We start from the raw sequence: 24748 nt of genomic DNA, 5'->3' as shown, positions 1-24748 counted from the left end.
GGCTACACCAGCCCCTGGTCGATCCAGTTCCGTATCGCCGACCAGATCACCGACATGGGCAGGGTCATGGCCTCGGCCAGGTCCATGGTCAGCGCCAGCATCGCCATGTCGTCGTTCAGTGCGATGTGCCGCTCCGTGATGCCGGCCTTCCAGCGTTCCCACAGGGCCACGTCCTGCGCCTCGTCGAGCACCGGATGCCGGCCCTTGCGCTTGGGCAGTCCGAGGATGTCGCGGCGCAGCGCCACTTCTTGATGCGTGAGGCCGTAGAACTTGCTGACCATCTCCGTGCTCGCCTCCAGGCGCAGCATGCGGTCCACCGTGGCGATCTCCCGCTCCACGTCGTGCACCTGGCTCAGCAGCCGCTTCAACACTTCCCGGTTCACTGACACCGAGCACCACGACACCGTGGCATTCACCAGCATGCTCACGAGTTCGGGGTGCTTCAGCGCATCCAGCTCCTCCTCGCCGAAGCCCATCGCCTTGCAGCGGCGCAACTGCCCGTTGCGCAGGTCATGCAGGGCCTGGGCGATCACGGCCTGGTTGAGTGGGTGCGGTGCCGACATGCGGGAGCCTCCTGCGCTCAGGAATCCTGGCTCGCTACGCCGGCTTCCAGATCCAGCAGCCGGCGCGCCAGGCGCAGCAAACGGAACAGCTTCACCAGCGCAGCATCGCTCAGGCGTGTGGCCGAGCCGCCGTGGCCATGCAGCAGCGCCGCCAGCTCGTCGGCCAGCCGCGCGCGGTCCAATCCATTCGCGGAGGGCGGAGCCGCACTCAGCACATGCAGCAGGGTCAGCACCGCCCGCGCGAACGCCGGCAGCGCCTTCGCCTGGCCCACGGCCGGTGCCACGCAGACGAAGCCGATGCCGCCGACGCTGGCCTCAATGTGGTCGGCGACCGCCGCTTCCTCGCCGATCTCGCGCGCGAACTGCGCGATGTGCACGCGCAGGCGATCCGGCACGTCCAGCCCCGGCTCGACGTACCAGACGTCCGAGATGGGATAGAGCCCGCCGACCTGCACGGGGATCGCACGCAGCGCATCGGCCTCGAAGTCGGGCAGCTTGTCGCCGAGCTGGTCCGCGACCATCCGCTGGATGGACTGCAGGCGCTCGGTGGTCGGTGCCGGTGTCACGATGTGCCCTTGCAGGCGCTCGTCGCGTTGCCCGTGCTGGTCCTCCGGCGCTTCGGGCGATGCAAGCGGTGTCGCTGCTGGCGCCGAAGGCGCGACCGGCGTGGTGTCGCGCGGCACAGACGAGGCGGGTGGCTGCCGAGGCGCGGAGACCGGCGGGGGAGGACCAGCAGGCACGACAGGCGCTGCCGGTGGCGTCGGTGCCGCCGGTTCGCTGGTCAGCGCACGCTGGCGGCTTTCGCTGTCGTTGATCTCCAGCGCCAGCGTGTCGTAGTCCGCCTCCAGCAGCTCGGCCATCTGGCCGACCAGCTCGTCCTGCACCCGCTGCGGCGAGAAGTCGTCCGGCTGTGTGTCGAACTGCGTCAGCACGTCCTGAAACAAGGTGGCGAAGTCCACAGTCACGGTGCGGCCCAGCGCACGCCGCTCCCAGGTGCGCTCGCACGCCTTGCGCAGCACCGCGAGCCGGTCCACCTGATGCCGGCCCAATCCGCCGTACAACAGCGTCGGGATCGCCGGCAGTAGATAGCGCACCGCATCGTTCATGCGGCTGATGTGTGACTGCGGCACCGGATAGCCGTCGGCAGTCAGTCGCCGCGCGAGTTCGCTCTGCGACAGCGCCTGGCCGCTTTCCTGCTCGTAGAACTCGCGCGCCTTCTCGATGCCCAACGCCCGCTCGATGAAGGTCAGCCCGCCGCGCAGCTCGTTCTCGGCCAGATGCCCGGTCAGCGCCACGATTTCGCCGCGCGCCGGCCACGGGCGGAACAGGCACGCAATGCGGAAAAAGCGCTCCTCCTTGGTCTCGCTCCACAACTCGCGCAGGATCGCCAGCCGCGTGTTGCCGCCGTTGCGAATGATGTAGTGCGCCTCGCCCGGCCTGCGCGTGATCGCGGGGGGCGCGTCCAGCCCACGTTCGCGGATGGACGCCTTGATCTCCGCATAGGCCGGGTTGCGCGTCACGCGTGGGTCGTGGTCGTAGGGCCGCAACTGGTCCAGCGTCACCACCATCGGCGTGTCGGCGATGGGGTCGCTCAAGGTCGCGGCCGAAGGGCCGCTGCGCTCGAAGCCGGTGGCCAGCAGCTTGGCAGCCATGTCCTGCGGCGTCAGCTCAGCCACGGCCATTCTCCTGCGCTTGCCGGTCGGCGCGGCGAAGCTGTGCGCGGGCATTGCGGTCGGCACGGTTGTCGCTCGCCGTCGAGCTGGTGTAGATCGACGCGCAGCCTTGCTTCGTGAATTTCAGGTGCCCGCCGGACGTGCGAACCACGCGCCAGCCTTCGCCCAGCGCGAACTCGATCAGCGCGCGCAGCCGTTCGCGGCCGCGCGCCAGTTCATGCGCGCTCGCCATGGCCGGCCCCTCCCGCATCGGCCCGACCGGTGACCAGCGCGAAGCGCTCCCGCCACACGGGGAACAGTTCGCCGGCCAGCGTGCGCATGGTCTCCAACGCCGCGGGCGCCGTGCGCCCAGCCGGCTGCCGGTACTCCACCCGGTGCACCGGCAATCCTCGTGTCGCAGCGCGCGGATAGGCTTCGATGGCCGGTACGTCGGTGCCCAGCACCTGCACGCCGGCCTGTTCCTGAAACACCTGTCGCAGCGCCTGCTGGACCAGCCGCGCATTCGACGACACAGGATGCACACGGTTGATGAGCAGACGCAGCGGCGGCGGCTCGATGCCCAGGTGCCGATACGGCGCGATGTCCTCGATCAGCTGCAGCGTGCCGCGCCGCAGCTCGCGCGCCGCGAGGATCTCCGGCGTCACCGGCGACAGCGCCAGGTCGGACGCCAGCACCGCCATCTCCAGCAGCACGCTGCGCGCGCCCTGGGTGTCGACCAGCAGCAAGTCATAGTGCGTGCGGAAGACGGGAAGCAAATGGCGCAGTCGCAGGCGCCCATCCGGTGCGTGCAGCAGCAGCGTGTTCAGTTCGCCGCGGTCGTCGTTGGAGAGCACCAGGTCCAGGCCCGCGATCGCGGTGCGCGACACCAGTTGCTCGATGCGCCGTTCGTTGAAGGCCAGCATCTCGTAGATGCCGCCGGGCGCGCGCACGTCCAGCGTGAAGTAGCTCGACAGCGTGGGCTGCACGTCCAGATCCAGCAGCAGCACGCGCAGCCCGGCATCGGCGATGAAGCCGCCCAGGTTGGCCGCCGTCGTGGTCTTGCCCACGCCGCCCTTGGTCGAAATGATGGACACCACCTGCATGAGCTTCTCCTCGTCGAATGGCATGAACCGAGAAGAAGCGTCAGGCGCGTTCTTTGAGGCGATCAGCGATCCACTGTTCGATCTCCACCGAGTCCCAGCCCACCGCGCGCACGCCCAGGCGCAGCGCCTTGGGGAACTTGCCTTCCTTCATCAGGCTGTAGATGTGCGCGCGCTTGAAGCCGGTCTTGGCTTCGACCTCGGCGCGGCGCAGGATGCGGTGCTCGGGCGGCAAGGCCGGCGCGATGGTCTGCGAAGACATGAGAGGCACTCCTTGACGCTCGATGGCGTTGTTCAGAAAGTGCCTCGCATTCCACATGCTGCTGCTGCGGAATTCACTGCAACTGCAGAACACGCAACTGCAATTGCAGTCTGCTGTTACAGGCTCAGCGCGATGCCTCCAGGTGGCGACGCGCCTGTGCCAGCTTGCTCCACAGCGTCCGCTCGCTGATGCCGGGCCGCCCTTCATGGTGGGCCAGTAGCGCACTGACCACCGCATCCATGTTGCGGAAGGACGAGTAGGCAGAGCCCGCGGGGGACTTGCCCAACAGCAATGTCAGCAGGCCGCCGATGATGTTCAGGTAGGTCGATTCGCTGCGCAGGCCCGGCTCACGCGCATCGCCCTCTCGGATGCGAATGGCATGCTCCTTCGCCAACGCTTCGTGCTGCGCCTTCAGCGCCGTATGCAGTTGTGCGAGTTCGGCAAGCTGCAGCTTGGCGGCCTCGCGATCGGCCAGCAACACGTTCAGCATGGCGACGCTCACCGCAGGGTGCAGTTCGCGCTCGATGCCGTCGAACAGGAACGGAGGCCGCTCACCGGGGTAGTAATGCGACATCCACGCCTTCAGGTCGACGTGGCGCACGATCAACGCAGGATCGTCGAGTGCGGGGCGCTGAGATTCCTGCGCCATGCCTGCCTTGCCATAAGAAAGTTCATCGTGTGCCAGTGCGTCGAAGATGCGCTCGGAAAAAAGGCGCAGTAAGGGCCAGCGCGGAAAGTCGTTCGGCTCGGGCATGGCCCGTGGCCCGAGCGTTTCAAGAATCCGCGGCTCAAAGCGCAACAGGCCCGCCCAACGGATGGCCGCCTCGATCGGGCGGTAGTAGATCCTGGCGCCAAAGGCAAGGCAACTCGATTTCTCCATGTCGCGTGCGTCCCATCGTCGGATCGAACTCCGGCAGACGCGCACCGCCCAAGTGGGCGAGGCGATTGCCCAGAAATCCGGATGAAGCGCAGGGCCGGCCGGCATCGTGGAAGGAGGCGTTGCATCGGCGCTGACGGCCGGCCAAGGGCAAACTACATCTTGCTACGCTTGAAACTCCTCAACCATAATGCGGGCGCTTTGCCTTTGGACCGGCACGCGGCTTGGTGGTCGCGCTCCCCTGGAATCAAGCATGGGTGCCGCGCTTTACCCGAAACCTGGTCAAAGTTTTCCGTAGGAATTCCAACGGCGTAAAGTGCCAATGCGTCAATCGGATGAGCCGGTTTGCAACCAGCAAAAGCTCATGCGTTCCGCGTCAGTGAAATGACCGCGGCGGCGAGCCCGCAGGCGGGTGCTGGAGTACAGAAGGGCGCAGCAATTGCGTCGAAACTGGAATCAGTACAGCGCATGAGCCATGCAGATCGGGTCAGCCGCAAGACCAAAAATGAATCGCGCAATCCGAGAAAACTAGCCGCGCACCTTCCGATAGATCCGCGTCAGATCGCGCGTGATGTGCTTGCGTCCTGATGGCATACACGTTCGGCGCGTTCGATGAACCGCTGCAACGGCTCCGTCATACCACCCTCGGTTCGTAACAGATAGGTGGTTATCGATGCGCTCTGATCGGCCAACGGGCGGACAACAACATCCGCCGGCTGGCAAGTTGCCAAGTGCGCGGCAGTGGAAAAACCTAGCCCGTACCCTGCGGCCACCAACGTCAGCATCAGCCCGTGAGAAGCGGCGTACTCGGCCACAATCGGTTGGACCTCGACAGAGCGGAACAGTCGTTCGCTCTGCCGACCGCAACCTTGGCATGCCCGTGGATCACAAAGTACCAGCGGATAGCTCACCACTTCCTGCAACGGCACTTCCTTGAAGGCTACAAGCGGGTGCCGTGCGGGCAGGAGCACTACCAAGGGGTCGGCCCACAACGGCTGAGCAATGATCCCGGCCTCCACTTCATCGACCATTGCAAAGCCGGCGTCGAACAGATCCGCGTTCAGCCCCTGCACGAGTTCGGTCAGCGGTACTTCGGAGAGCCGGATGTTTACCTGCGGCGACTCTTCGCGGCACAGCGCAAGCAGTGCTGATAGCCTCGCCCGCCCTATGTCTCTCGACAGCGCGATGCGCAAAGTGCCCTGAAAACCGGAGGCAGCAGCCTTCGCTCTGGCCACTGCCTGCTCAACGCTCAACATGACGCGGCGGGCGTCCTCCAAGAAGACTCGCCCTGCCCAGGTCAGGGTTGCGCCACGCGGCGTGCGACTGAGCAACGTCACGCCTAGAGTTGTCTCCAGCTTGCGGATCGTGCGTGATAGGGGAGATTGTTCTATGTGCAGCCGCCGAGCGGCTCGACCGAAGTGCAGTTCCTCGGCTACAGCAATGAAGCAGCGAAGATGACGTAAGTTCATGCGCAGTCCTTCGTGACGTGACCAGTCCTTATGATCGTAGGGAGCCGCATGCGTGCGGAGAAGAGACCGGCATGTCTTGCAGCGCCTGCCGTCGCCGGCTCACAGCACGCGGGCAATGGTGTCCGGAGTTATTGCAACGCTGCTTGAGCGCGGGCGGCGGTCATGGCGTGGAGTTGGAGTTGACCCACTTCCGTGGACGTGTATTGGTTTGATTCTCAAACCGTTTCGGGTGTTGTCTGGACATGCACGACGGCATCTTCAACAACATCAAACAGCGCGTCGTTGCTCCTTTCAAAGTTCAGGGGTGAGAGGTAGCCCAGACCGCTGTGCCGGCGCCGGAGGTTGTACCAGCCTTCAATCCAGGTGAAGACTGCCATGCGGGCCTGTGCTTTGCTCTGGAAGGTGCTGCGCTCGATGAGTTCGCCTTCCAGGCTGGCAAAGAAGCTCTCGGCCATCGCGTTGTCGTAGGCATCGCCCACCGTTCCCATCGAGGGTCGCACCTGCATCTGCCGGCAGCGCTCGCCGAAGGCCACGCTCGTGTACTGGCTGCCCTGGTCACTGTGGTGGATGACACCCTTGGGTTTGCGCTGCTCCAGGGCCATGTTCAACGCCGCGAGCACGAGGTCGGCGGTCATGCGCTCTCCCATGGCCCAGCCCACCACGCGCCGGCTCCAGACATCGATGACCACGGCCAGATAGAGGAAGCCCATCCAGGTGGGCACGTAGGTCATGTCCGCCACCCACAGCTGGTTCGGACCTGTGGCGTGGAAACGCCGGTTGACCAGGTCATGGGCCGGGGTCTGACGCTTGTCACGGCGGGTGGTGACGGTGAAGCCTCTGCGCTTGCTGATGCCGTGGATGCCGGCTTGCCGCATGAGACGAGCCACGCGCTGGCGGCTGATACACACGCCTTGCTCGATGAGCTCGGCACGCACCCGGGGCATGCCGTAGGACTCGTAGGAGTCCTGATGAATCTGGCGGATGCGCTCGGTCATCACCGCGTTGGCGATGCTGCGCTGGGACGGGGCACGCTCTCGCCAGACATAGAACCCGCTGGCTGAGACACCAAGGACGCGGCACATGGTGCGCACGGATAAGTCGGCCTGGTTCGCCATCACGAGTCCGAAGACTTCGTGGATGTCGCATCGCTGCGACCGGCGAACCAGGCCGTAGCCTTTGCCAAGATGTCGCGCTCCGTCTGGACCTGGCGCAACTGCCGGCGCAGCCGCACCAATTCTTCCCGCTCTGCGGTGGTCAGGCCTTCCTTGCCTGGTAAAGGCTTGCCGTCGTCGATGGCGGCCTGGCGGACCCAGTTGGTGATGGACTGGGCCGTGACACCGAACTCACGAGAGAGCTGCGAGGGTGAGCGCCCGGCTCGAACCAGCTCGACCATCTGCTGGCGGAATTCCGCCGGGTACGGCGGTCGTACTTTTGACATTTGCGACTCCTTGAACACAAAGAATGATGTGTCCACGGAACCGGGTCAACTCCAACTCCAACTCCAGTATGACCTAGGGCCCAGTCTGGTGAAGTGGGTGACGGCATCGTGGCTAAGGTGCTTTGGAGCGACCCCCTCATGGTCGCGGTGCCGGCATGGCATCCGCTGCTCAAGCACAAACGTATCTCACTGGACGAGGTGCTGCGTTATCCGATGGTGCCGTGTGACCCACATGCATGCGGGAGTCATGCACGTCAGATCCAACGAGTGCTGCGGCGGGTGAAGCAGGAACCCGTGATCGCTGAACGGGTGGCTTCTTGGGAACCTGGAACTCGTCGAGGTATATCGATTGGATAGGGGCTAGTCTTCCGTCAGCAGGTGTAGCCATCCCCTGCTAGCGACTTCCATAGAACTTTTCCACGAACGAGCGACGGTAACTCTGGTGGCAGGCTAGGCAGCTTTGCTGGGTCTTGGAGAAAGCCGCGATGACTGCTTGGCCGTCACTCCGCTTTGCGGCCTCGCCCATGGCGGTCGCGGCGTCATGCACCTGTCCATCAAGACCCCGAAACTTTCCAGCGTCTGCCCCAAGCCAGGCAAGGATGCGCATCTTTTCCGACATGGGCGGCTCGGCATGCTTGGCGATTCGTGGTGCTAGCTCGGCGACCAGTGGCCAGTCTTCTTTGGAGATCGCGCCCGTGACGACTTGCATGTCGCGCCCGAGTCTTTCCATTATGGTACGAAGCGCCATTGGCTTTGCCGCCTCTGCGGACTGCGCACCGAGTGCCGTGGCGAAGGTTGCCAAGAGCACGGACAGCGAGACTGTGAAGAACGATCTGGGTTTCAAGGGCTGGTTCACGAATTTCTCCATTGATGTTGTGACGAATGCTTTGGGTCTAACGAATGGTTGCAGGTGTCCTCAAAATTCCAAGCTCAGCGCGATCGATCCGAATGCGTGATAGCCCGCCTGCTGGTCGAACTCGCGGGTTCTCCAAACGCGCATCACGGCAAGCCGCACGCCACGTCCAGCAACGATCCATTGGCTGCTGATGCCGAGAGCTGCTTGCGCGACCCAAGGCCGCCGGCTGACATGGTGGCTATTCCGGAACATGTTTCCGTCGAGTGAGAAGTCCCAGGCGACGGCTTTACCCTCCAGGTTCAGGAAGACATGTGCCCCAGGTTTGGGCGCCAGGACCGATTGCGGCGTTGTCGTGCGCAGATCGGCAACACCAGAGGGCGGGCGGTTCTCCGCGCCAGGGCGGATCGGATAGCTGCCGAAGTCGTTCGGTATGTTCCAGCCCGCGCGAAACTCCACGCCGGTACTGGCGGCGGTTTCGATGTTTCCGACCCGCAGGGCATAGCTGCCGATCACGTCGCTGCCCCATCCAGGGCGGACCGCACCCTCCGTGTACGGCTTGAACTTGCGTTCCATGGCCATCTGAAATGCCGGCTCGTTGCGCAACTGGTTGTCCCAGCCGCGAAATCGCTCGATGCCACGCACCCGATGCACCAGATCCTGCGACTTCTCTGCCAGCGACCAGGGGCCGATCAAGCCCAGGGTTAGTTCGCGTACGTCCAGCATTTCATAGCTGGCAGCCTGTGGGTGGATTCGGCGATTCCACGCCAGGCTCAGGTAGACCAGGCCAGCGTACGGCCGATCGTCGGGAATCAGATCGGTGCGCGTCTTGTCCTCGGGTGTGTACATAGACTGGCCAAAGCGAACGACGAGGTTCTGCGATGCCGGTTGGTCGCCGGTATCGCGCCAGAAGCCGGGATCGGCCCAGCCGATGAAGCGGGCGTACAAACCAATCGGCTGTGGCAGGCACTCGGGACGGAGCTCGCCTTGCAGATCACGTGAGACTGCTGTTAGCGCGACACCGTTGGTGTAGTTGCGGTCGGAGCCGGTGAATAGATCGTTCTCCAGGCGCAGGGTGCCACCCCGCCAGCGCAGGGATTGCCCTGGCGAGCAGGAGGGAGGATCTGCAGAGAGCGAGAAGTCGGAACCGAAAGCAGAAATCGGGCTGAACAATGCACAGGCAATCAACAAGGTGGCGCACTGCATCGACTGCTGCACCTTGGTGCCGCACAGGCTCCGGCAATACCCGTCGACGCCGATCATGTCGCCCCATCGCCTGCTGCCCTGTTGACGTAAAAGCGTTCGAGGGCACTAACGATTTCCTCGGCTTCGTCTACGCAGGTGAACAAGTCGAGATCGGATGGAGAGACATAGCCTTCGTCGAGCAGAAGATCGAAATCAACTACGCGACGCCAGAATGCACGGCCGACCAGCACCACCGGAATACGCTGCATCTTTCCGGTCTGGATCAAGGTGAGCACCTCGAACAGCTCATCGAGCGTTCCATAGCCACCGGGGAAGGCCACCAAGCCCTTGGCGTGCAACAAGAAGTGCATCTTGCGCAGCGCGAAATAGTGGAATCGGAACGCCAAATTTGGGCACATGTAGGGGTTGGGTGCCTGTTCGTGGGGCAGCGTGATGTTGAGGCCAATCGAACGTGCGCCGACCTCGAAAGCACCGCGGTTGGCGGCCTCCATGATGCCGGGCCCACCCCCGGTGACGACGACGAAATCACGGCGGTTTTGCTGCTGGAAACGCGCCGAAATAAGGCCCGAGAAACGCCTCGCTTGCTCGTAGTGACGTGCCTGTTCGACCCGGCGATTGGCTCGGGCAAGCTCTTGCCTCAGCCCGACATCCTCCGGAGTGACGCGCGCCTGACGCTCCAGCGCGCCAAGACGGGCTTCTGCCGTCTCGGCATCGCTCACGCGTGCGCTGCCGAAGACCACTACCGTCGAGCGAATGCCTTGCTCGTGCAGGATGCGGTCAGGCTTGAGCAGTTCGAGCTGCAGTCGCAGCGGCCGCAGTTCTTCCTGGCCAAGCAGCTCGATGTCTTCGTACGCAAGACGGTACGTTGGCGACTCGCGGATGGCGCGCAGGCGTTCATCGAGATCTTCGGCGGGCTTCATCACTCGTGCGCCAGAAAGTCCGGCCAGCGCAGCGCATGACCATACTCAGGCACCGTGACCTGCCAGCCGAGTTGCTGTTGCAAGAGTTCGGCGAAGGTCTGGGCGGCGGACAGTTCCCCATGCACCACGAAGGTTTGCGCCGGGGGGTGAATAAAACCCCGAGCCCAATCCAGCAACGCCTTTTGGTCGGCATGCGCCGAGAGGCCATCCACGCTGTGGATCGCAGCACGTACCGGAATGTCCTCACCGAAGATGCGCACGCGTTCGGCCCCCTCGATCAGGCGCCGGCCAAGCGTCCCCTGCGCCTGGAAACCGGGAAACAAGATGCTGCATTCGCGGCGTGGCAAGTTGTGCCGCAGGTGGTGCCGGATGCGTCCCGCATCGCACATGCCGCTGGCAGAAATGATGATGGCTCCGGAGCGGATCCGGTTCAGCGCCATGGACTCCTCAGCGCTCGCTGTGAAACTCAGGTATGGGAGGTTCTCGCCGCGCGCGTGCCAGCCGGCCAACCGCTTCGCCTGTTCGTCGAACAATTCGAGATGCTCGCGCGTGATGCGCGTGGCCTGCGTGGCCATCGGCGAATCGACGAATACCTTCGGTTGCCGCAGCCGCCCCTCGCAGGTGAGTCGGTGCAGGTGATAAAGGATTTCCTGGGTTCGGCCGACCGCGAAGGCCGGCACGATGACATTGCCGCCGCGTTCGAACAATGTCTTTTCGACGATGCCGATCATTTCCTCTTCGGTCGCCGAGAAATCCTTGTGCTGGCGGTTGCCGTAGGTGGACTCGATGACGAGGATGTCGGCGTCCTCGATGGTTGTCGGGTCGCGCAGTATCGGGCGCCCCGGCTGGCCGAGGTCGCCACTGAAAACGAGCTTTGTCGGGTAGCCATATTCGGTGACCCAGACCTCGATGATGGCCGACCCAAGAATGTGCCCGGCATCGCGGAAACGGGCGCGCACCCCGACGCGGGGCGCGAACTCCCGGTCGTATTCGATGCCTCGCACCTGCTGCAAGCAGTCGCTGGCATCCTGCAGCGTATACAGCGGCGGCAGTGCGTCCTTTCCGCGGAGTCGCTGCGCATTGCGTTTTGCATCGCTCTCCTGGATGTGGGCACTGTCGGGCAGCATCACGCCCAGCAGATCAACCGTGGCGGGAGTGGCGTAGATGGCCCCCTTGAACCCGGCGCGCGTGAGTTTGGGCAATAGCCCACTATGGTCGATATGGGCATGGGTCAGGAGCACGAAATCAATCGACGCCGGGTCGAACGGGAATGGCTCATGGTTGCGCGCCGCCGCCGTGCGGCCGCCCTGAACCATGCCGCAATCCACCAGGAAGCGTACGTTGAGCGCTTCCACCAAGAAACACGACCCGGTGACTTCGCGCGCAGCGCCCAGAAAATGCAGTTTCATGGGATGCTCACTCCGGTTTTTTCTTTTGTATCGGGCAAGTGCTCAGGCCAAGCAGACGGTAGCCCGGACAGCGGCCAGCCAGGCCGGTGATGAGGGGCATGATTCCGATGAGTCCCAGCCAACGCCAGGATGAATCCAGCCACAGCGGGAGGCTGAGCAGAACCAGTCCGACGACGATGCGGACAATGCGGTCGAGACTTCCAACGTTGATTTGCATTACGGTCTCCTTGTGTTGAGTCAACGGCTTGAAAACGCGACGGGGGCGGCAGCGCCCCGCAGCGGATGGGTTGCGGTCGATGCCGTCGTGGATACGTCCCAGCCGCCACCAAGGGCCTTGTACAGCGCCACCAGTTGCACGGCGGCGTTGGTATGCGCGCGTGCGGCTGCGGTTTCGGCCTCGTGCAGGCTGCGCTGGGCAGCCAGCAGTTCGACCAGCGCAATGTCGCCTGCCGCATAGCGCGCCTTGGCGTGGCCGTAGCTGGTGCGCGCGGCATCCAGTGCCATACCGCGGCGCTCCAGTGTGTCCAGCCCGCCGTGGTAGTCGCCCAGCGCGCGCTCGGCGTCGCCCAGCGCCGTCAGCACCGCCTGCTCATAGGCCAGCGCGGCCTGCCGCTCGGCCGCCTCGCGTGCCCGAATTTCGGCTCGCACACGGCCACCGTCGAACAGGCGCCAGGAAATCAGCGGCAGGATGGAAAAACGCGAGCTGGATGCATCGAACCAATCGCCCGTGCTGAGCGCTTGGAACCCGCCGCCGATACCGATGGAGAGTTTGGGGAACAGTTCGGCCGTGGCCACGCCGATGTCGGCGGAACTCGCTGCCAGGCGACGTTCCGCAGCCAGCACGTCCGGGCGCCGGCGCAGCATCTCTGCGCGCTCGCCCACCGGCAGCGCCCGCAGCGTGCTCGGCGTCAAGGGGCCATCCAGCAGTGCCAGCTCCCGCTCCGGCGGCGCGCCCAGCAGCACGCCCAGGCTGAGTATCGCGGCGCGCTGACGCACCTGGATATCCGGGATGAGCGCGTTGACTGCTGTCCATTGGGCGTACGCCGCCTCCACGTCGGCGGCCGACGCGTCGCCCAGCGCATGCCGCAGGCGCACCAATTCCAAGGTGTGCTGCAGCGTATCCAGTGTGGCCTGTTGTGCGTGCAACTCGTAGCGGGCGCCGACGGCGGTGAACCAGGTGCGCGCGACCTCGGCCACGATGCGCATGCGTACTCCCTGTGCCTCGGCTTCGGTCGCCTGCAGGCGAGCGCTGGCGCCCTCCAGGGCGCGCCGCCTGGCCCCGAACAAGTCGGCCTCCCAGGCCGCGTCGAAGCCCGCGTCGTAGATGGTCTGCGTGGCGTCAAGACCGGGGATGGAGCCTACGGGCAGGGGTCCGTTCTCGCTTTGACGGCGCCGGTTGACGCTCGCGCCAGCGGCGGCGGTGGGCAATGCCTCGCCGGCCACACGATCGCGCAGGGCGCGTGCCTCATCGATGCGTGCCGCAGCCTGGCGCAGATCCAGGTTCTGTGCCAGCGCCGTGGCCATCAGGCGATCGAGGATGGGATCGTCCAGTGCAGACCACCATTGGCTCAAGTCTGCGGACTGGGATTCGCTTGCCAACGGCAAGCTCCAGCCGCTGCCGACGTCGACCGGCGGCGGCTCGCGGTAGTCAGGGCCCACGCTTGCGCAGGCGGTCAGCAGCACGCAGGACAAGGCCAGCGCGAGCGGACGCGCGCGCCCAGGGGTCGGGCCGCTGACGGTTGCGCGAAGAAAGGAAGTGCGGGGCTTGGATTTCATTGCAGGCGTCCTCGGACGAATACGGTGGCCATCGTCAGCGTGGCCAGGGCGATGACCGCCAGCGGCCACAGGCTGGCGAGAATGTCGCCGGGCGGCATGGCCTTGAGAAAGCTGCCTTCGACGATGATGAGGAAGTGGGTCAGCGGAATGGCCTGGGCCAGCCATTGCAGGACGACGGGCATGTTTTCCACAGGCGTCGCAAAGCCGGACATCAGCACCGCCGGCACGCCGATGGCGAACGCCCCCAGGATGGCCTGCTGCTGCGTCATGCTGACCGCGGAAATCATCAGACCGATGCCGACCACCGAGGCGATGAACAGCACCAGGCTGGCGAGCAGGAGCGCAAACGAGCCCGTAAACGGGATGCCGAACAGGAATACGCCCGCGCTGATCATGAACAGGCCCAGCGCGGTGCCAATTGCGAGTGCCGGCAGTGACTTGGAAATGATGATCTCTGGCGTCGAGGTGGGGGACACCAGCAACTGGTCGAAGGTGCCGAGCTCGCGTTCGCGTGCAATCGACAGCGAGGTGATGAGCAGCGCGCTGAACAGCGCCAGGATGCCCGTGAGGCCGGGCACGATGAACCAGCGGTAGACCAGATTCGGGTTGAACCAGTGGCGCACGACCACGGGCGTTGGTGCCTGGGCGTCGGGCACGACCTCGGCGCCGACATCGGCGGCGATGGTGGACAGATAGGCTACGGTGATCTGCCCGGAGTTGCTGCGCCGGCCATCGACCAGTACCTGCGCGCGGCCACTTTCGCCCGCGGCGATGGAGCGCGAAAAATCCACCGGGATGGCAAGCGCGGCGATCACCTCGCCACGGTCGATCAGCTCGTGTAGCTGCTGCTGGCTGTCGACATGCCGGACGTGGGTGATGAAGCGGGCGCTGTCCAGGCGCTGTACCAACTCGTGCGACCAGCGCCCCGCATCCTGATCGTAGACGGCGATATCGACGTTGCGCACTTCCAGCGTCGCGGCAAAGGCGAACACCAGCAACTGAAGGATCGGCGGCACGAACACCACCATGCGGCTGCGCGGGTCGCGCAGGACGCTGAGCACTTCCTTGATGAACTGGGCACGCAGGCGGGTGAACGAGAATGCGGAGGTCAACATCGCTTCACTCCAGGTTCTTGCGCGTGGCGCGCTTGGCGATCACGAAGAACAGCACCCCGATCGCCGCCATGGCCGCCAAGTTGGGCAGGAACACGGCCCAGATGTCGCCGGCCAAGAACACCGTCTTCAGCGAATCGACGAAGTAACGCGCCGGAACCAGCCGGGTGATGGCCCGGATTGGCGCGGGCATCGCGTCGATCTCATATAGAAACCCCGACAGCATGAAAGCCGGCAGAAAACCCGTGAACAGCGCGATCTGCGCCGCCAGAAACTGGTTGCGCGCCAGCGACGAAATCAACAGACCCTGACCCAGCGCCGGTACCATGAACACTGCGGACAAGAGCAGCAGCGCCGCCAGCGAGCCCCGCATCGGCACGCCGAACACGAATACCGCCAGCGCCGCCGCGCCCAGCGTGGACAGCATGCCGAGCACGAAGTACGGCAGCAGCTTGCCGATCAGGATTTCGGCCACCGAGGCCGGTGTGGACAGCACCGCCTCCATCGTGCCGCGCTCCCATTCACGCGCCACAACCAGCGCCGTTAGCATGGTGCCGATGATGGTCATGACGATGGCGATGGCGCCGGGAATCAGCGCTCGACGGCTTTCCAGCTCTGGGTTGAACCAGTAGCGCGGCTCCAGCACTACGGCCTGCGGCGGCGCCGCGACATCGAGCCCGGCGCGCCAGGTCTGGACCACGCCGCGGGCGTAGTTCTCGACGTAGTTGGCGGTATTGGGGTAGGAGCCGTCGGTGACGATCTGCACCAGCGGTTCGCTGCCGCGCTGCGCCAGGCGCTGCTCGAAGTCCTGCGGGATCACCACGTAGCCGCGCAGGTCGCCGGAGATCAGTTGATCGGCCACTTCGCGCCGGTCATGGGCGAAATGGGCATCCAGGAAGCGCGTACCGGCAAAGGCCGCCGCAAGCTCTTGCGCTGCAGCGCCGGGCGACTCCAGCACCACGCCGACGCGGACATCCTTCGCATCCAGCGACACCGCATAGGCGAACAACAGCAACAACACCACCGGCAGCACGAACGCGATCAGCAGCGTCGAGGGGTCGCGCAGCGCCTGGTAGCTTTCCTTGGTGACCAGGGCGATCAAGCGCCGCAGATCAAAATGGCGCAGGTCGGTCTGCTGTGGTCCATTCCCGTCTTTGTGCTTTGTGGTGCCGTTCATATGGCGGCCTCCAGCTCGCGGTCCGCCGACTCCACCAGGTGAATGAAGGCGTCCTCCATCGTCGGGTCGGGTCGTTCGGGGCTGATCGCCGAGCGTTTGAGCGCGTCGGGCGTATCCAGCGCAATCAGTTGCGCACGCGACAGCATGGCCACGCGGTCGCAGTATTCGGCCTCGTCCATGAAGTGGGTGGTGACCATGATGGTCACGCCCTTGCGGGCCAGTCCGTTGATGTGGGTCCAGAATTCGCGCCGGGTGATCGGGTCCACGCCCGAAGTGGGTTCATCCAGGAACAGCACGGGCGGCCGGTGCATCAGCGAACAAGCCAATGCCAGGCGCTGCTTGTGGCCCAGCGGCAGGGAATCGGGCGTGGCGGACAGCCAGTCGCCCAGATCGAAGGTTTCGATCATCTCGGCAATGCGCTCGCGCCGGGTGTTGCCTTCCAGTCCGTAGACGCCGGCCGAGAATTCCAGGTTCTGCTGCACCGAGAGCAGGCCGTAGAGCGAAAACTTCTGCGCCATGTAGCCGAGCCGGCTCTTGGCCGCGCCGGTGGCGCGGCGCAGATCATGGCCCACTACATGCGCTTCGCCAGCAGTGGGTTTCAACAGGCCGCACAACATCTTGAAAGTGGTGGACTTGCCGGCGCCGTTGGGGCCGAGCAGGCCGAAGATTTCGCCCTTTTGCACCTCGAAGCTGACGTTGTCGGTGGCGGTGAACTCGCCGAAGCGCTTGGTGAGGTTTCGGCACGAAACGGCAATGTCGGAACCCAGCTCAACCGGCGGCAGACGCTCGGCGAGCTGCGAAGTGCCGCCGGGGCCGCCACCGAGCAGATCGATGAAGGCGTCTTCGAAGCGCGCTGGCACCTGCGCCAGCTCTACCCGCGCCTGATCGGACAGGGCCTGGAGCTGCCCTGCGTCCGCGCCCTCGCGCAACACCACGCGCACGCCGGCGCCCTGGATCACGCCATCGCTCACGCTCTCCAGGTCGAGCGCCTGTGTCAGCACCGCCCGGCGCTCGGCGCCGACGTTCTCCAGACGGAAGCTGCGGCCTTCGAGCTGCGCGGTGAGTTGCTGCGGCGGACCATCGAACAGGAGCTGTCCCTGGTTCAGCAACAGCACGCTCTCGCAGCGCTCGGCTTCGTCGAGATAGGCGGTGGACCACACCACGGCCATGCCCTCGTCGGTCAACGCCTGCACCATGCGCCATAAATCCTGGCGGCTGACCGGGTCGACGCCCACACCGGGCTCGTCCAGCAGCAGCACCTTGGGCCGCGCCATGAGTGCACAGGCAAGGCCCAGCTTCTGCTTCATGCCGCCGGAGAGCTTGCCGGCCAGGCGTTTGGTGAAGGGTCCGAGCCGCGTGAAGTCCAGCAGCTCGGCAAACAGAGCGGCGTTGCAGTCCGCATCCATACCGCGCAACTGCGCGTACAGGCGCATGTTCTCCATCACCGACAGGTCTTCGTACAGGCCAAAGCGCTGCGGCATGTAGCCGCTGGCGACGTGGATGGCGTCGTTGTCCTTGACCACGTCATAGCCTGCCAAGGTGACGTGGCCGGCGTTCGGCACCAGGAGGCCGGTCAGAATCCGCATCAGCGTCGTCTTGCCGGCGCCGTCGGGGCCGACCAGACCGGTCAGCCGCCCATAGTGGATGCGCGCGCTCAAGCCCCGCAGCGCCTTTATGTCGCCGAAATGCTTGTCCACGCCCTCGATGACGACGGCAGCGTCTTCGCTCGCACCCGTAGGCACCGCGGCGATGGCAGGGCTTGCCTGCATCTCAACGCTCCCCCGGGATAGTGGTGCCGGCTTTCGCATCGACCTCGATCGTCACCGGCATGCCCTGGCGCAAGGCACTGTCGCTGTCGGCTTCGTCGATGACGATGCGCAGGCGGTACACCAGATCCGTGCGCAAATCCGTCGTTTCCACCGTCTTGGGGGTGAACTCGGCGCGTGGCGAGATGAAGCCGATCTGGCCGCGATAGACCTTCTCTGATGAATCGCTTTTGACGCGCACCACAGTACCGGGCGCGATGCGCCCCAAGTCCGACTCGCCCACGTAGGCGCGCACGTAAACTGGCTTGTCCAGGCTCAGGCTGTAGACCGCGCTCTGGCTTGCAACCATGCTGCCGGGCTCGCGCACCCGTGCGATGACGGTGCCACTACTGGGCGCCACCAATTCGGTGTCCGCCAAGGCTGTCGTGGCTTGCGCTGCGGCAGCCTGTGCGGCCGCAAGGCGAGCTTCTGCCGCGGCGATGTCTTCCTTGCGGAAGCCTTCGGATGCTTGCGACAAGGCGGCCTTGGCTGCTTCGGCGCCCGCGGCGGCCTGATCCCTTGCGGTGCGGGCGGCATCGACCGTACGCTGGCTGCTGGCGCCCGATGCCAGCAGGCCGCTCTGGCGCTGAAAATTGCGCTCGGCCTCGGTGACGAGCGCCTGAGCTTTCTTGAGCGCCTCGCGCGCCTGGGTGATTTCCTGCGGCCGCAGGCCACGGCGCAGCTTGGCCAGTTCCGCCTGCGCCACCTGCACCTGGGCCTGTGCCGCCACAAGGGCGTCCCGATACGGTTGCGCGTCGAGCGCGGCCAGGCGCGCGCCGGCGCGGACGGCATCACCCTCATCGAAAGCCATCTGCATCACGCGCCCGGGCTGGCGGAAGGCCAGTTGCACCTCGCGGATGTCTACGTTGCCGTAGAGGCGCAACGCATCTTCCTTGTTACGGTCGCGCGATAGCCAGAACGCCAGTGCGCCGCCAAGAGCGATCACGACGACAGCGATCACGGCCCAACGGGTTTTTCTGGAAAGGAGGTTTGGAGTTTTCATCGATGGGTTTCCGCTGGATAAAGGTGCTCAGTGCTCGCGTGCGACCGGCACATTCGCCGCTGACCGGCGCCAAGCCATGGCCGCTATGCCCGCCCACACCAGCGTGCGCAGCGTCATGGCCGCCGCCGTCCGCCGCTCCCAGGCGCCACCCAGAACCACATGCACTCCGAAAGCCAGGAACACGAGCGCACTCGCCACCGCGATGGCAACCGCCAACCACATAGCCCAGCGCCGGCGCATCCACAAGCCAACGCCCGCGACGATGTAGGCGAAACCGGCCAGAAAATTGAACCAGAGCACGAAAGGCACATAGTCGCCGGCGGCCTGGCGCGCCGCACCGTCGACAAACAGCACTGCGCCACCTTCCTGGAGGGTCAGCAGGCCAAATCCGATGGCAATCAAGGAAATCACACGCATCCAGATCGCGCGTCCGCTGTGTGCCATCATGTTTGTTGCTCCCGATTTATCGAAGGGTTTGGAGGTCGCAGTCGCGCTTGCGGAGCAGACGGATCCTTCATTTGGTGCTTTCGATGCCACGCCGATAGATGGCAAACACGGCTGGTGCGTCACGGCGGATGCGACAGACCTTGCCCGCCAACAGCGACTGCATGACCAGTCCCTGGATCGTGCCGATGAACAACACGGCGGCGGCATCCACATCCAGTCCCGCATCCAGTTCGCCCTGCGCCTTGCCGGCTTCGAGCAGGCGATGCAACCGCTCGCCGTAGTGCTGAATCAAGGTCTGCACCATTCGCTTGGGCAGGGTCTCTCCAGGTCGCTGCAATTCGCCGAAGAGCATCCTCGGCACACCCGGGTGCTCGGACACGAAGTCGATATGCGTCATGAAGACCGCCTCAAGGGCTGCGACCGGAGACGTAGTGCCTTCTGCTGCCTTGTCCACCCGAGCCAGCAGGCGTTCCGTGACCCAGGACATCACCGCCTGCAGGATGGCGTCCTTGGTCGGGAAGTGACGAAACAGCGCCCCCTGGGTCAGCCCCATACGCTGTGCGATGGCTGTGGTCGTGATGTCGCTGGGGTTCTGCTCGGCGGCCAAGTCGACCACCGCCTCGACTGTGGCCGCGCGCCGCTCATCGGCCGGTAGATGCTTGGAGTGTCCACTCATTGCTTGCGCCTTCGAAAGTGAGTAATCTATTACTATCTTAGCACCATGCAAGCTTGCCGCAAGAGGGGAAGCGCGAAAAGGAGGTCTCGATGAACAGCAGAACTGCTATCTCAGACGGCTGCCAACGGTCGATTTCTGGCGGGCGCATACGTCGCCCTCCGCACCTCATTGGCGGAAGGGCGCCGGCACATCGCAAGCCTGGCGGGGGCGTAAGTGGACGGGATGTGGATGGAGATGCTGGCGCCCGAGAGGCCGAACCAGAAGAAGACGAACAGGAGGTGGCCTTGGATTTCAGATTGCTGCGCTACTTCGTCGCAGTTGCGGAAGAACTGCATCTGGCCCGGGCAGCCGAGCGTCTGGGCATTGAGCAATCGCCTGTGTCGCGTGCGATGCGCGACCTGGAAAGCCAGCTTGGCGTGCAGTTGTTCGACCGCAGCACACGCCTGACGCGGCTGACCTGGGCCGGCCAGGTGTTCCTCGGCGAATGCCGGCGCGTGCAGGCCACCGTGGAGCAGGCAGTCAAGAGCGCCAAGGCGGCGGCACAGGGCTACCAAGGCAATCTACGCATCGCGATCTGCGACAGCCTGGCGCAGCCCCGCATCGCCACCTTGCTGGCACGCAGCCGCGAGGATGAGCCCGAGCTGGAGATTCGCGTCTTCGAGTTGCCGTTCGCGCAGCAGCTCAAGATGCTGCACGACGATCTGCTGGACATCGGCTTTGCCTTGTCAAACGCGGTACATGATGGCCTCGTCGCCGAGCCGGTGTGGACCGATCAGCTGTCGGTGATCGTGCCCGCACGCCACCCCTTGCTGGCGCACGTGCAGGTGCCGCTGGCCGAAGCCCTGAAGTTCCCGCTGGTTCTGTGCCATCCCGAATCGGGATCGGGCTGCCGCCATCAGATTCAAGCGTTGCTGCAGGACGCAGGCACGCCCCTCAAGCTGGTCGATGAAGTGACCAGCCTGGGTGTGATGCTGACCTTGGTCGGTGCCGGCTACGGCATCGGCTTCGCCATCGCCTCGCAGGTGCAGACGCTACAGCGCCCGGACATCTCCATTCGTCCCCTGGCCGGCACCCCACCGGTGCTCTATACCTACCTGCTGCGCCGCCAGGGCGAACCCTCGGAGCCCATGAAGCGGTTCATCGAGCGGGCGAAAGGCGGGCGGGACCGCGCCTGTCGATGATGAGTCAATCCTTTGAGGACGCAGCTCACCTGTCCGTTGCGGCCTGTGGCGTGATGTGCCAGTGGACAGATAGACTTCGGTATGAAATCCGATGCTCTGGCTGTTAGTGGATGTGCTTGGCTCGCTTTGGATCACCCGCAACGGCCTGCGTTGACCAGGCCGAAGACTTGAGTCCACAATCGAGTCCATTCCGTGACGCTTGGATCGGAAAAGACGTTCGTAATAAACGAGTTAGCGACCGGGTGCTGTTCCCTTCACCCGCTCCACCTCCCGCCTATCGTGCTGATTCCATTGGACGTGGCTCTGAGGTTCGCCAGGTGCCCGGCATACACCAAGGTAGTCCACGAATGCACGGGAACCCGGGTCTCCATCGCCGCCCCGGCGGCGTCCAGGCCGCTCGCATTGCCGTCCGCGCACGTCTGCGGCCCGCCGTCGGCAAGGCCACGGGCCTGTGCGTGCGTGGTAGCTGGCGGCAGGCTGTGTGCCGCGGCATGGGCAGGTTCCAGGCCGATCTGACGTTCGCCCTTGCAAGGCGCCGCCTTGTGGTCACGGGTGACGTGATCGCTTGGTGATCGGGAATCGGCACGTCGGCGATGGCTGGCTCGCGGCGCACCCGCAATTTCAGCGTGCTGGTCAACCACGGACGGGCCGCTTGCCGGACTCAGTGCGTTCATGTTTTACTGACCTTTCCGGTCGACCCAGTAGGCTGGCCTATGCCGACCAGGCAAACGAACAAGATGGCGCAAAGTGTGCCCCTCTAAGGAAGCTCTGACCATGTCCGTCGCTGACCGAGCGTGCAGCGGACAGGTGCAAAACACCATGTCATCAACGGACGCCGCATGCAGCGACTGCCGGCACTGATCGAGCCGGTGAATTCGAAGTCCGGTGTCGGACACCGCTCTCCGTCATCCTGCGGATTCACTTCGTGCAGCACTGGTTCGGCTACTGCAACGCGGCGGTGGGAGAAGCCCTCTACGACCTGTCGCTTCCGACCCCGTCCGGCGGAGAGGACCTCCCCGCCCTCGGGGGCGGGTCGGGTGTTGAGGGCCCCCGAAAGGCTCGTCTGGCGTCAAGCAGCCATTCCACACGAAACGACCTGAACCCCGATTTCGCGCCATCTCCGCGTGATTTCCATTCCCCGGGCTAGGATTTCGGAGGCTTACACTCTCGACCGCCTTCGGCGGTGCTTGTTAAGACATTCCCCAAGGTCTGCTGGCCAGGGTTGTCTCGGCCTGGTTGCGTTCGTCAGGGGGTTTTTTATCAACAACCTGTCGAGAATAATTCCTGCTTGCCGGCCACCTTATTCTGATTTTTAACTTTATGAAAGAATACAATATGGACTTCCCCTCACCTGCCGCTTTAGTCCCGTCATCTGTCAACAAACGGGAATTGAATGCGGCGATCAATCTTCGACTTGCCCTTCTCGGATTGCCTCTCGCTGCCGACGCCGATGGCGCATCCATTACAGACCTCATGGCACCGATTCTGGCGCGTCAACGGGAGTTGAGCCGTCGGCTTTCGGATAAACTGTGTCCTGTCGATACGCGGATTCAGAATTTTCTGAGGGATTATCTCGCGGATGTGGGTCGGGCGCCTCGTTTGCCGGGCAAAACCCTCGTGCTCGATCAGTCCGGTCTGGCGCGTGGCGTTTCATTGCCAGCCAATGGTGATCTTTTCAAGTCGCCGCTGCTCAGCAGCTACCGTCTGCGCAACGGGGTTCTGCACAATCCCGCCAGTGATCGCCGTACCACTGCGGGCGTTTTTCACATCGCCGAGGGCGGTTTGCCGATTCCCGACGATAAGCTGGCGGTGCCGAAGATGGCCTTTTCAAAGCTGCTTGCCTTGGCCCTGAATCCTCCGCCTGAATCACTGCAGCTACCGTTTACCGCGGGTGAGAAAGCCCCGGCCATGTGCTTTGTTTCCCTGCTTTTGCGTCCGTTGGTGGTGCCTGCCGTGCCAGGCTTTACAACAGAGAAGCGGATGGAAACCCGCTTTTTCGTTCCCGGTGCTCTGGTGGCCAATCTCGATTTTGTGGAAAGCATCTTCGGCAATGCCGGCGACCCCTATCTGCCTGAAAACGATGCCTCGCTGGACCCGGATGGCTGGACCGGCCACACGGGTTGCGTGATTCTCGCGCCGCATCTTACGCATGTGCCCAAACACCTGCTCGGTCTTCCGCACTGGGACGCGGCCACACCGCTGCAACGGCGTGACGGCATGTGCTACAAGAGTGAAACCGAGCTGTATAACGGTGGTAGCGCATTCAAGTTGTGCGCGCGGGACCAGCGTGGCGTAGTCGTGACCATCATCGCGGACAATTATTTCGGTTACTGCAAGAAGGAGGTGAAAACGCAGATCAGTTATTCGGCGAACATGTTTGGTTCTGCCGAAGAAGAGCATTCCGGCGGGGCGCTCGTGTTTCCGAGTTATAACGGGTTTAGGTCGTTTCGTGTGGAACGGGCAAGAATGGGGCGAAGGGCGAGGCGGGCAAATGAGTGAGCTTTCCAGCGATGAGGTAGGCCATGGCGATGAAGTTTTCGACGCGGCGATAGCCGCGTGCCCTTGCGCGCGCCTCCTGGAGCGCTCGATTCATCGCTTCGACACGGCCATTGTGTTTGCCGGGGTGAAAACCGTTGAGTACGCCAGGAAGGTGCTTGCTGATCGTCCGTCCGAGGCGCTTGAACGGTTCGAGTCGGCAGCGGCTGGCCCAACTGAGCCAGCGCTTGAGCAGGGGCTTGGCCTCGTCAGGTGTCGTGGCGGTGGCGTAGATGGAGCGCAGCGCCTGCTTGATCCGCCAGGCCCGTGCGGTCTTGAGGTTCGAGCGCTGCAACCAGTACATGGTGTCGGTTTGCTTGACGGTCCAGTCGGCGGGTTTCTTGTGCAGGCCCCAGCGGGTGCCTTTGAGTTCGGGCGCGGTCTTGACCTCGGCGCGTCGCACCTCGTCCAGCGCCGTGCTGCTCAGAGCGACCACGTGGAAGCGGTCGAAACAGACCTCGGCTGCTGGAAAGTGCTCGGCGGCGCCGGCCTGGAACGAGCCGCTCATGTCCATGCTGACATGGGTGATCGCGGTGGGCTGGCCACCATGCTCGGTAAGGTCGCTGGCGAACTTTCCGAGCGTGGCCTTGTCCCGGCCCGGTGTGGCAAACAGCAGACGCTGCGCGTCGAGGTCATAAAAAACAGAGATATACGTCTGGCCGCGTTTACTGGCGGTCTCATCGACGCCGATCGCGCGAACCCTAGCATGACTTTCCTGGGCGCGCGCCCGGCCCACATGATGATTGATCACGCGCCACAGTCTGCGACTGCGCACGCGCAGCAGTCGGCCAGCTGCCAAGACCGACATGGTCGGCGCCAGCATCAACGTCAAGGCCTCGAACAGCAGCGTGAAGCGGCTCCCTTCACGCGCCCAGGGAACAGGAATCTGCGTGACCTTGCCGCAACCGGCACAGGCCACTCGCGGCACCTCGGCATGCAGGTGGGCTTCGTACTGAAAGAAATCCATATGGCGCCAGGAACGCGCCAAGCGGTCATGCAGCGGCTGCGCCGCCGCACCGCAAGCCGGGCAAGCATGAATGGCTGCGCCAAATCGGACCTGGAAATCGATCCGTCCGGACTCTGGCTTGAAGATGACCTCAGCTACCTGCCAAGGAGCAACGAGACCCAGAGCCTGGGTGAACAGCGTTTCAATCATGAGGAACCGGTCGCGAGAGGAAAGACCGCCATTGTCCTCCATGCCGAGGGCGGCAGACTGCCTTCCTCGGCCCGGAGCAAGCGTAAGCAAGCGGGCAGCGATGTAAAGGGTTCGGCTGCGCCCGGACTGCG

The 24748-nt window shown here is 64.2% G+C and carries 22 protein-coding genes and 2 pseudogenes; 3 read left to right on the top strand and 21 right to left on the bottom strand.

What is annotated here, in order from left to right; all coding sequences use genetic code 11:
* Window positions 1-2 precede the first annotated feature (2 nt).
* The 8 genes from QZ634_RS09425 to QZ634_RS09390 form a co-directional block, all read right to left on the bottom strand.
* Window positions 3-563, bottom strand: coding sequence for a DUF2857 domain-containing protein (locus tag QZ634_RS09425; RefSeq protein WP_023124358.1), 561 nt, complete (start codon window positions 561-563; stop codon window positions 3-5).
* A 17-nt stretch (window positions 564-580) separates the two neighbouring features.
* Window positions 581-2239 (bottom strand): ParB family protein, encoded by a 1659-nt coding sequence (locus QZ634_RS09420; RefSeq protein WP_023124359.1) that lies wholly within the window; start codon window positions 2237-2239, stop codon window positions 581-583.
* On the bottom strand, window positions 2232-2468 hold the full coding sequence (locus tag QZ634_RS09415) for a hypothetical protein (protein ID WP_023124360.1): 237 nt from the start codon (window positions 2466-2468) through the stop codon (window positions 2232-2234). The genes QZ634_RS09420 and QZ634_RS09415 overlap by 8 nt, the downstream gene beginning before the upstream one ends.
* Window positions 2452-3318 carry a ParA family protein gene (locus tag QZ634_RS09410; RefSeq protein ID WP_012584780.1) on the bottom strand — a complete coding sequence of 289 codons (867 nt, stop codon included), beginning with the start codon at window positions 3316-3318 and terminating at the stop codon, window positions 2452-2454. The genes QZ634_RS09415 and QZ634_RS09410 overlap by 17 nt, the downstream gene beginning before the upstream one ends.
* Window positions 3319-3358: 40 nt before the next feature.
* Window positions 3359-3577 (bottom strand): AlpA family transcriptional regulator, encoded by a 219-nt coding sequence (locus QZ634_RS09405; RefSeq protein ID WP_004255100.1) that lies wholly within the window; start codon window positions 3575-3577, stop codon window positions 3359-3361.
* A gap of 124 nt (window positions 3578-3701) precedes the next feature.
* Window positions 3702-4457 (bottom strand): hypothetical protein, encoded by a 756-nt coding sequence (locus QZ634_RS09400; RefSeq protein WP_017244805.1) that lies wholly within the window; start codon window positions 4455-4457, stop codon window positions 3702-3704.
* Window positions 4458-5011: 554 nt separating this feature from the next.
* Window positions 5012-5923: a LysR substrate-binding domain-containing protein gene (locus QZ634_RS09395; RefSeq protein WP_291987481.1), complete on the bottom strand. Its 912-nt coding sequence runs from the start codon at window positions 5921-5923 to the stop codon at window positions 5012-5014.
* A 215-nt stretch (window positions 5924-6138) separates the two neighbouring features.
* Window positions 6139-7361, bottom strand: a protein-coding gene (locus QZ634_RS09390; RefSeq protein ID WP_291987479.1) for an IS3 family transposase whose coding sequence is annotated in 2 segments (ribosomal slippage) — window positions 6139-7094 and window positions 7094-7361 — 1224 coding nt in all. Because the reading frame shifts where the segments join, the coding sequence is not laid out codon by codon here.
* A 78-nt stretch (window positions 7362-7439) separates the two neighbouring features.
* Here QZ634_RS09390 and QZ634_RS09385 point away from each other — a divergent pair.
* Window positions 7440-7685: pseudogene (locus QZ634_RS09385) on the top strand (LysR substrate-binding domain-containing protein); the annotation flags it as partial.
* 70 nt (window positions 7686-7755) lie between these two features.
* Here QZ634_RS09385 and QZ634_RS09380 read toward each other — a convergent pair.
* From QZ634_RS09380 to QZ634_RS09325, 12 genes are all read right to left on the bottom strand, one after another.
* On the bottom strand, window positions 7756-8229 hold the full coding sequence (locus QZ634_RS09380; RefSeq protein WP_031323743.1) for a cytochrome c: 474 nt from the start codon (window positions 8227-8229) through the stop codon (window positions 7756-7758).
* Between the two features lie 48 nt (window positions 8230-8277).
* Entirely contained in the window at window positions 8278-9477 is a 1200-nt protein-coding gene (locus QZ634_RS09375) for a lipid A deacylase LpxR family protein (RefSeq protein ID WP_291987477.1), read from the bottom strand.
* Entirely contained in the window at window positions 9474-10340 is an 867-nt protein-coding gene (locus tag QZ634_RS09370) for a TIGR00730 family Rossman fold protein (protein WP_023125212.1), read from the bottom strand. Before QZ634_RS09370 ends, QZ634_RS09375 begins: the two co-directional genes overlap by 4 nt.
* A complete protein-coding gene (locus tag QZ634_RS09365; RefSeq protein ID WP_065086171.1) occupies window positions 10340-11749 on the bottom strand; it encodes an MBL fold metallo-hydrolase in 1410 nt (469 codons plus the stop codon). The genes QZ634_RS09370 and QZ634_RS09365 overlap by 1 nt, the downstream gene beginning before the upstream one ends.
* 7 nt (window positions 11750-11756) lie before the next feature.
* Window positions 11757-11966 (bottom strand): DUF2892 domain-containing protein, encoded by a 210-nt coding sequence (locus QZ634_RS09360; protein ID WP_017244801.1) that lies wholly within the window; start codon window positions 11964-11966, stop codon window positions 11757-11759.
* Window positions 11967-11986: 20 nt separating this feature from the next.
* Window positions 11987-13525 (bottom strand): efflux transporter outer membrane subunit, encoded by a 1539-nt coding sequence (locus tag QZ634_RS09355; protein ID WP_263476982.1) that lies wholly within the window; start codon window positions 13523-13525, stop codon window positions 11987-11989.
* Window positions 13522-14640 carry an ABC transporter permease gene (locus QZ634_RS09350; RefSeq protein WP_291987467.1) on the bottom strand — a complete coding sequence of 373 codons (1119 nt, stop codon included), beginning with the start codon at window positions 14638-14640 and terminating at the stop codon, window positions 13522-13524. Before QZ634_RS09350 ends, QZ634_RS09355 begins: the two co-directional genes overlap by 4 nt.
* Window positions 14641-14644: 4 nt before the next feature.
* On the bottom strand, window positions 14645-15814 hold the full coding sequence (locus tag QZ634_RS09345; protein WP_017244798.1) for an ABC transporter permease: 1170 nt from the start codon (window positions 15812-15814) through the stop codon (window positions 14645-14647).
* A complete protein-coding gene (locus QZ634_RS09340) occupies window positions 15811-17583 on the bottom strand; it encodes an ATP-binding cassette domain-containing protein (RefSeq protein WP_291987463.1) in 1773 nt (590 codons plus the stop codon). Before QZ634_RS09340 ends, QZ634_RS09345 begins: the two co-directional genes overlap by 4 nt.
* Before the next feature lies 1 nt (window position 17584).
* Window positions 17585-18622 (bottom strand): secretion protein HlyD, encoded by a 1038-nt coding sequence (hlyD, locus tag QZ634_RS09335; RefSeq protein ID WP_291987461.1) that lies wholly within the window; start codon window positions 18620-18622, stop codon window positions 17585-17587.
* Between the two features lie 27 nt (window positions 18623-18649).
* Entirely contained in the window at window positions 18650-19069 is a 420-nt protein-coding gene (locus QZ634_RS09330) for a hypothetical protein (RefSeq protein ID WP_291987459.1), read from the bottom strand.
* A gap of 67 nt (window positions 19070-19136) precedes the next feature.
* Window positions 19137-19745, bottom strand: a complete 609-nt coding sequence (locus QZ634_RS09325; RefSeq protein ID WP_291987458.1) for a TetR/AcrR family transcriptional regulator — start codon at window positions 19743-19745, stop codon at window positions 19137-19139.
* Window positions 19746-20029: 284 nt separating this feature from the next.
* Between QZ634_RS09325 and QZ634_RS09320 the strand changes: the two genes are divergently transcribed.
* Window positions 20030-20926 (top strand): LysR family transcriptional regulator, encoded by an 897-nt coding sequence (locus QZ634_RS09320; RefSeq protein WP_065086167.1) that lies wholly within the window; start codon window positions 20030-20032, stop codon window positions 20924-20926.
* Window positions 20927-22261: 1335 nt separating this feature from the next.
* Window positions 22262-23359 (top strand): annotated as a pseudogene (locus QZ634_RS09315) (hypothetical protein); the annotation flags it as partial.
* A 4-nt stretch (window positions 23360-23363) separates the two neighbouring features.
* On the opposite strand, the gene QZ634_RS09310 reads toward QZ634_RS09315, so the two are convergent.
* Window positions 23364-24659, bottom strand: a complete 1296-nt coding sequence (locus QZ634_RS09310) for an ISL3 family transposase (RefSeq protein WP_291985253.1) — start codon at window positions 24657-24659, stop codon at window positions 23364-23366.
* Window positions 24660-24748 lie beyond the last annotated feature (89 nt).

Origin of the sequence: Candidatus Accumulibacter sp. ACC007, from assembly GCF_907163205.1 — a bacterium.
Taxonomy (GTDB): Bacteria; Pseudomonadota; Gammaproteobacteria; order Burkholderiales; family Rhodocyclaceae; genus Accumulibacter; species Accumulibacter regalis.
Note: the sequence above shows the minus strand (reverse complement) of the source record. Positions and strands in the feature narration are given on the sequence as shown.

Coding starts and splice junctions, on each gene's coding strand:
- QZ634_RS09425 (WP_023124358.1), bottom strand. CDS start 563: ATGTCGGCACCGCACCCACTCAACCAGGCCGTGATCGCCCAGGCCCTG.
- QZ634_RS09415 (WP_023124360.1), bottom strand. CDS start 2,468: ATGGCGAGCGCGCATGAACTGGCGCGCGGCCGCGAACGGCTGCGCGCG.
- QZ634_RS09410 (WP_012584780.1), bottom strand. CDS start 3,318: ATGCAGGTGGTGTCCATCATTTCGACCAAGGGCGGCGTGGGCAAGACC.
- QZ634_RS09405 (WP_004255100.1), bottom strand. CDS start 3,577: ATGTCTTCGCAGACCATCGCGCCGGCCTTGCCGCCCGAGCACCGCATC.
- QZ634_RS09400 (WP_017244805.1), bottom strand. CDS start 4,457: ATGGAGAAATCGAGTTGCCTTGCCTTTGGCGCCAGGATCTACTACCGC.
- QZ634_RS09395 (WP_291987481.1), bottom strand. CDS start 5,923: ATGAACTTACGTCATCTTCGCTGCTTCATTGCTGTAGCCGAGGAACTG.
- QZ634_RS09380 (WP_031323743.1), bottom strand. CDS start 8,229: ATGGAGAAATTCGTGAACCAGCCCTTGAAACCCAGATCGTTCTTCACA.
- QZ634_RS09375 (WP_291987477.1), bottom strand. CDS start 9,477: ATGATCGGCGTCGACGGGTATTGCCGGAGCCTGTGCGGCACCAAGGTG.
- QZ634_RS09370 (WP_023125212.1), bottom strand. CDS start 10,340: ATGAAGCCCGCCGAAGATCTCGATGAACGCCTGCGCGCCATCCGCGAG.
- QZ634_RS09365 (WP_065086171.1), bottom strand. CDS start 11,749: ATGAAACTGCATTTTCTGGGCGCTGCGCGCGAAGTCACCGGGTCGTGT.
- QZ634_RS09360 (WP_017244801.1), bottom strand. CDS start 11,966: ATGCAAATCAACGTTGGAAGTCTCGACCGCATTGTCCGCATCGTCGTC.
- QZ634_RS09355 (WP_263476982.1), bottom strand. CDS start 13,525: ATGAAATCCAAGCCCCGCACTTCCTTTCTTCGCGCAACCGTCAGCGGC.
- QZ634_RS09350 (WP_291987467.1), bottom strand. CDS start 14,640: ATGTTGACCTCCGCATTCTCGTTCACCCGCCTGCGTGCCCAGTTCATC.
- QZ634_RS09345 (WP_017244798.1), bottom strand. CDS start 15,814: ATGAACGGCACCACAAAGCACAAAGACGGGAATGGACCACAGCAGACC.
- QZ634_RS09340 (WP_291987463.1), bottom strand. CDS start 17,583: ATGCAGGCAAGCCCTGCCATCGCCGCGGTGCCTACGGGTGCGAGCGAA.
- hlyD (WP_291987461.1), bottom strand. CDS start 18,622: ATGAAAACTCCAAACCTCCTTTCCAGAAAAACCCGTTGGGCCGTGATC.
- QZ634_RS09330 (WP_291987459.1), bottom strand. CDS start 19,069: ATGATGGCACACAGCGGACGCGCGATCTGGATGCGTGTGATTTCCTTG.
- QZ634_RS09325 (WP_291987458.1), bottom strand. CDS start 19,745: ATGAGTGGACACTCCAAGCATCTACCGGCCGATGAGCGGCGCGCGGCC.
- QZ634_RS09310 (WP_291985253.1), bottom strand. CDS start 24,659: ATGGAGGACAATGGCGGTCTTTCCTCTCGCGACCGGTTCCTCATGATT.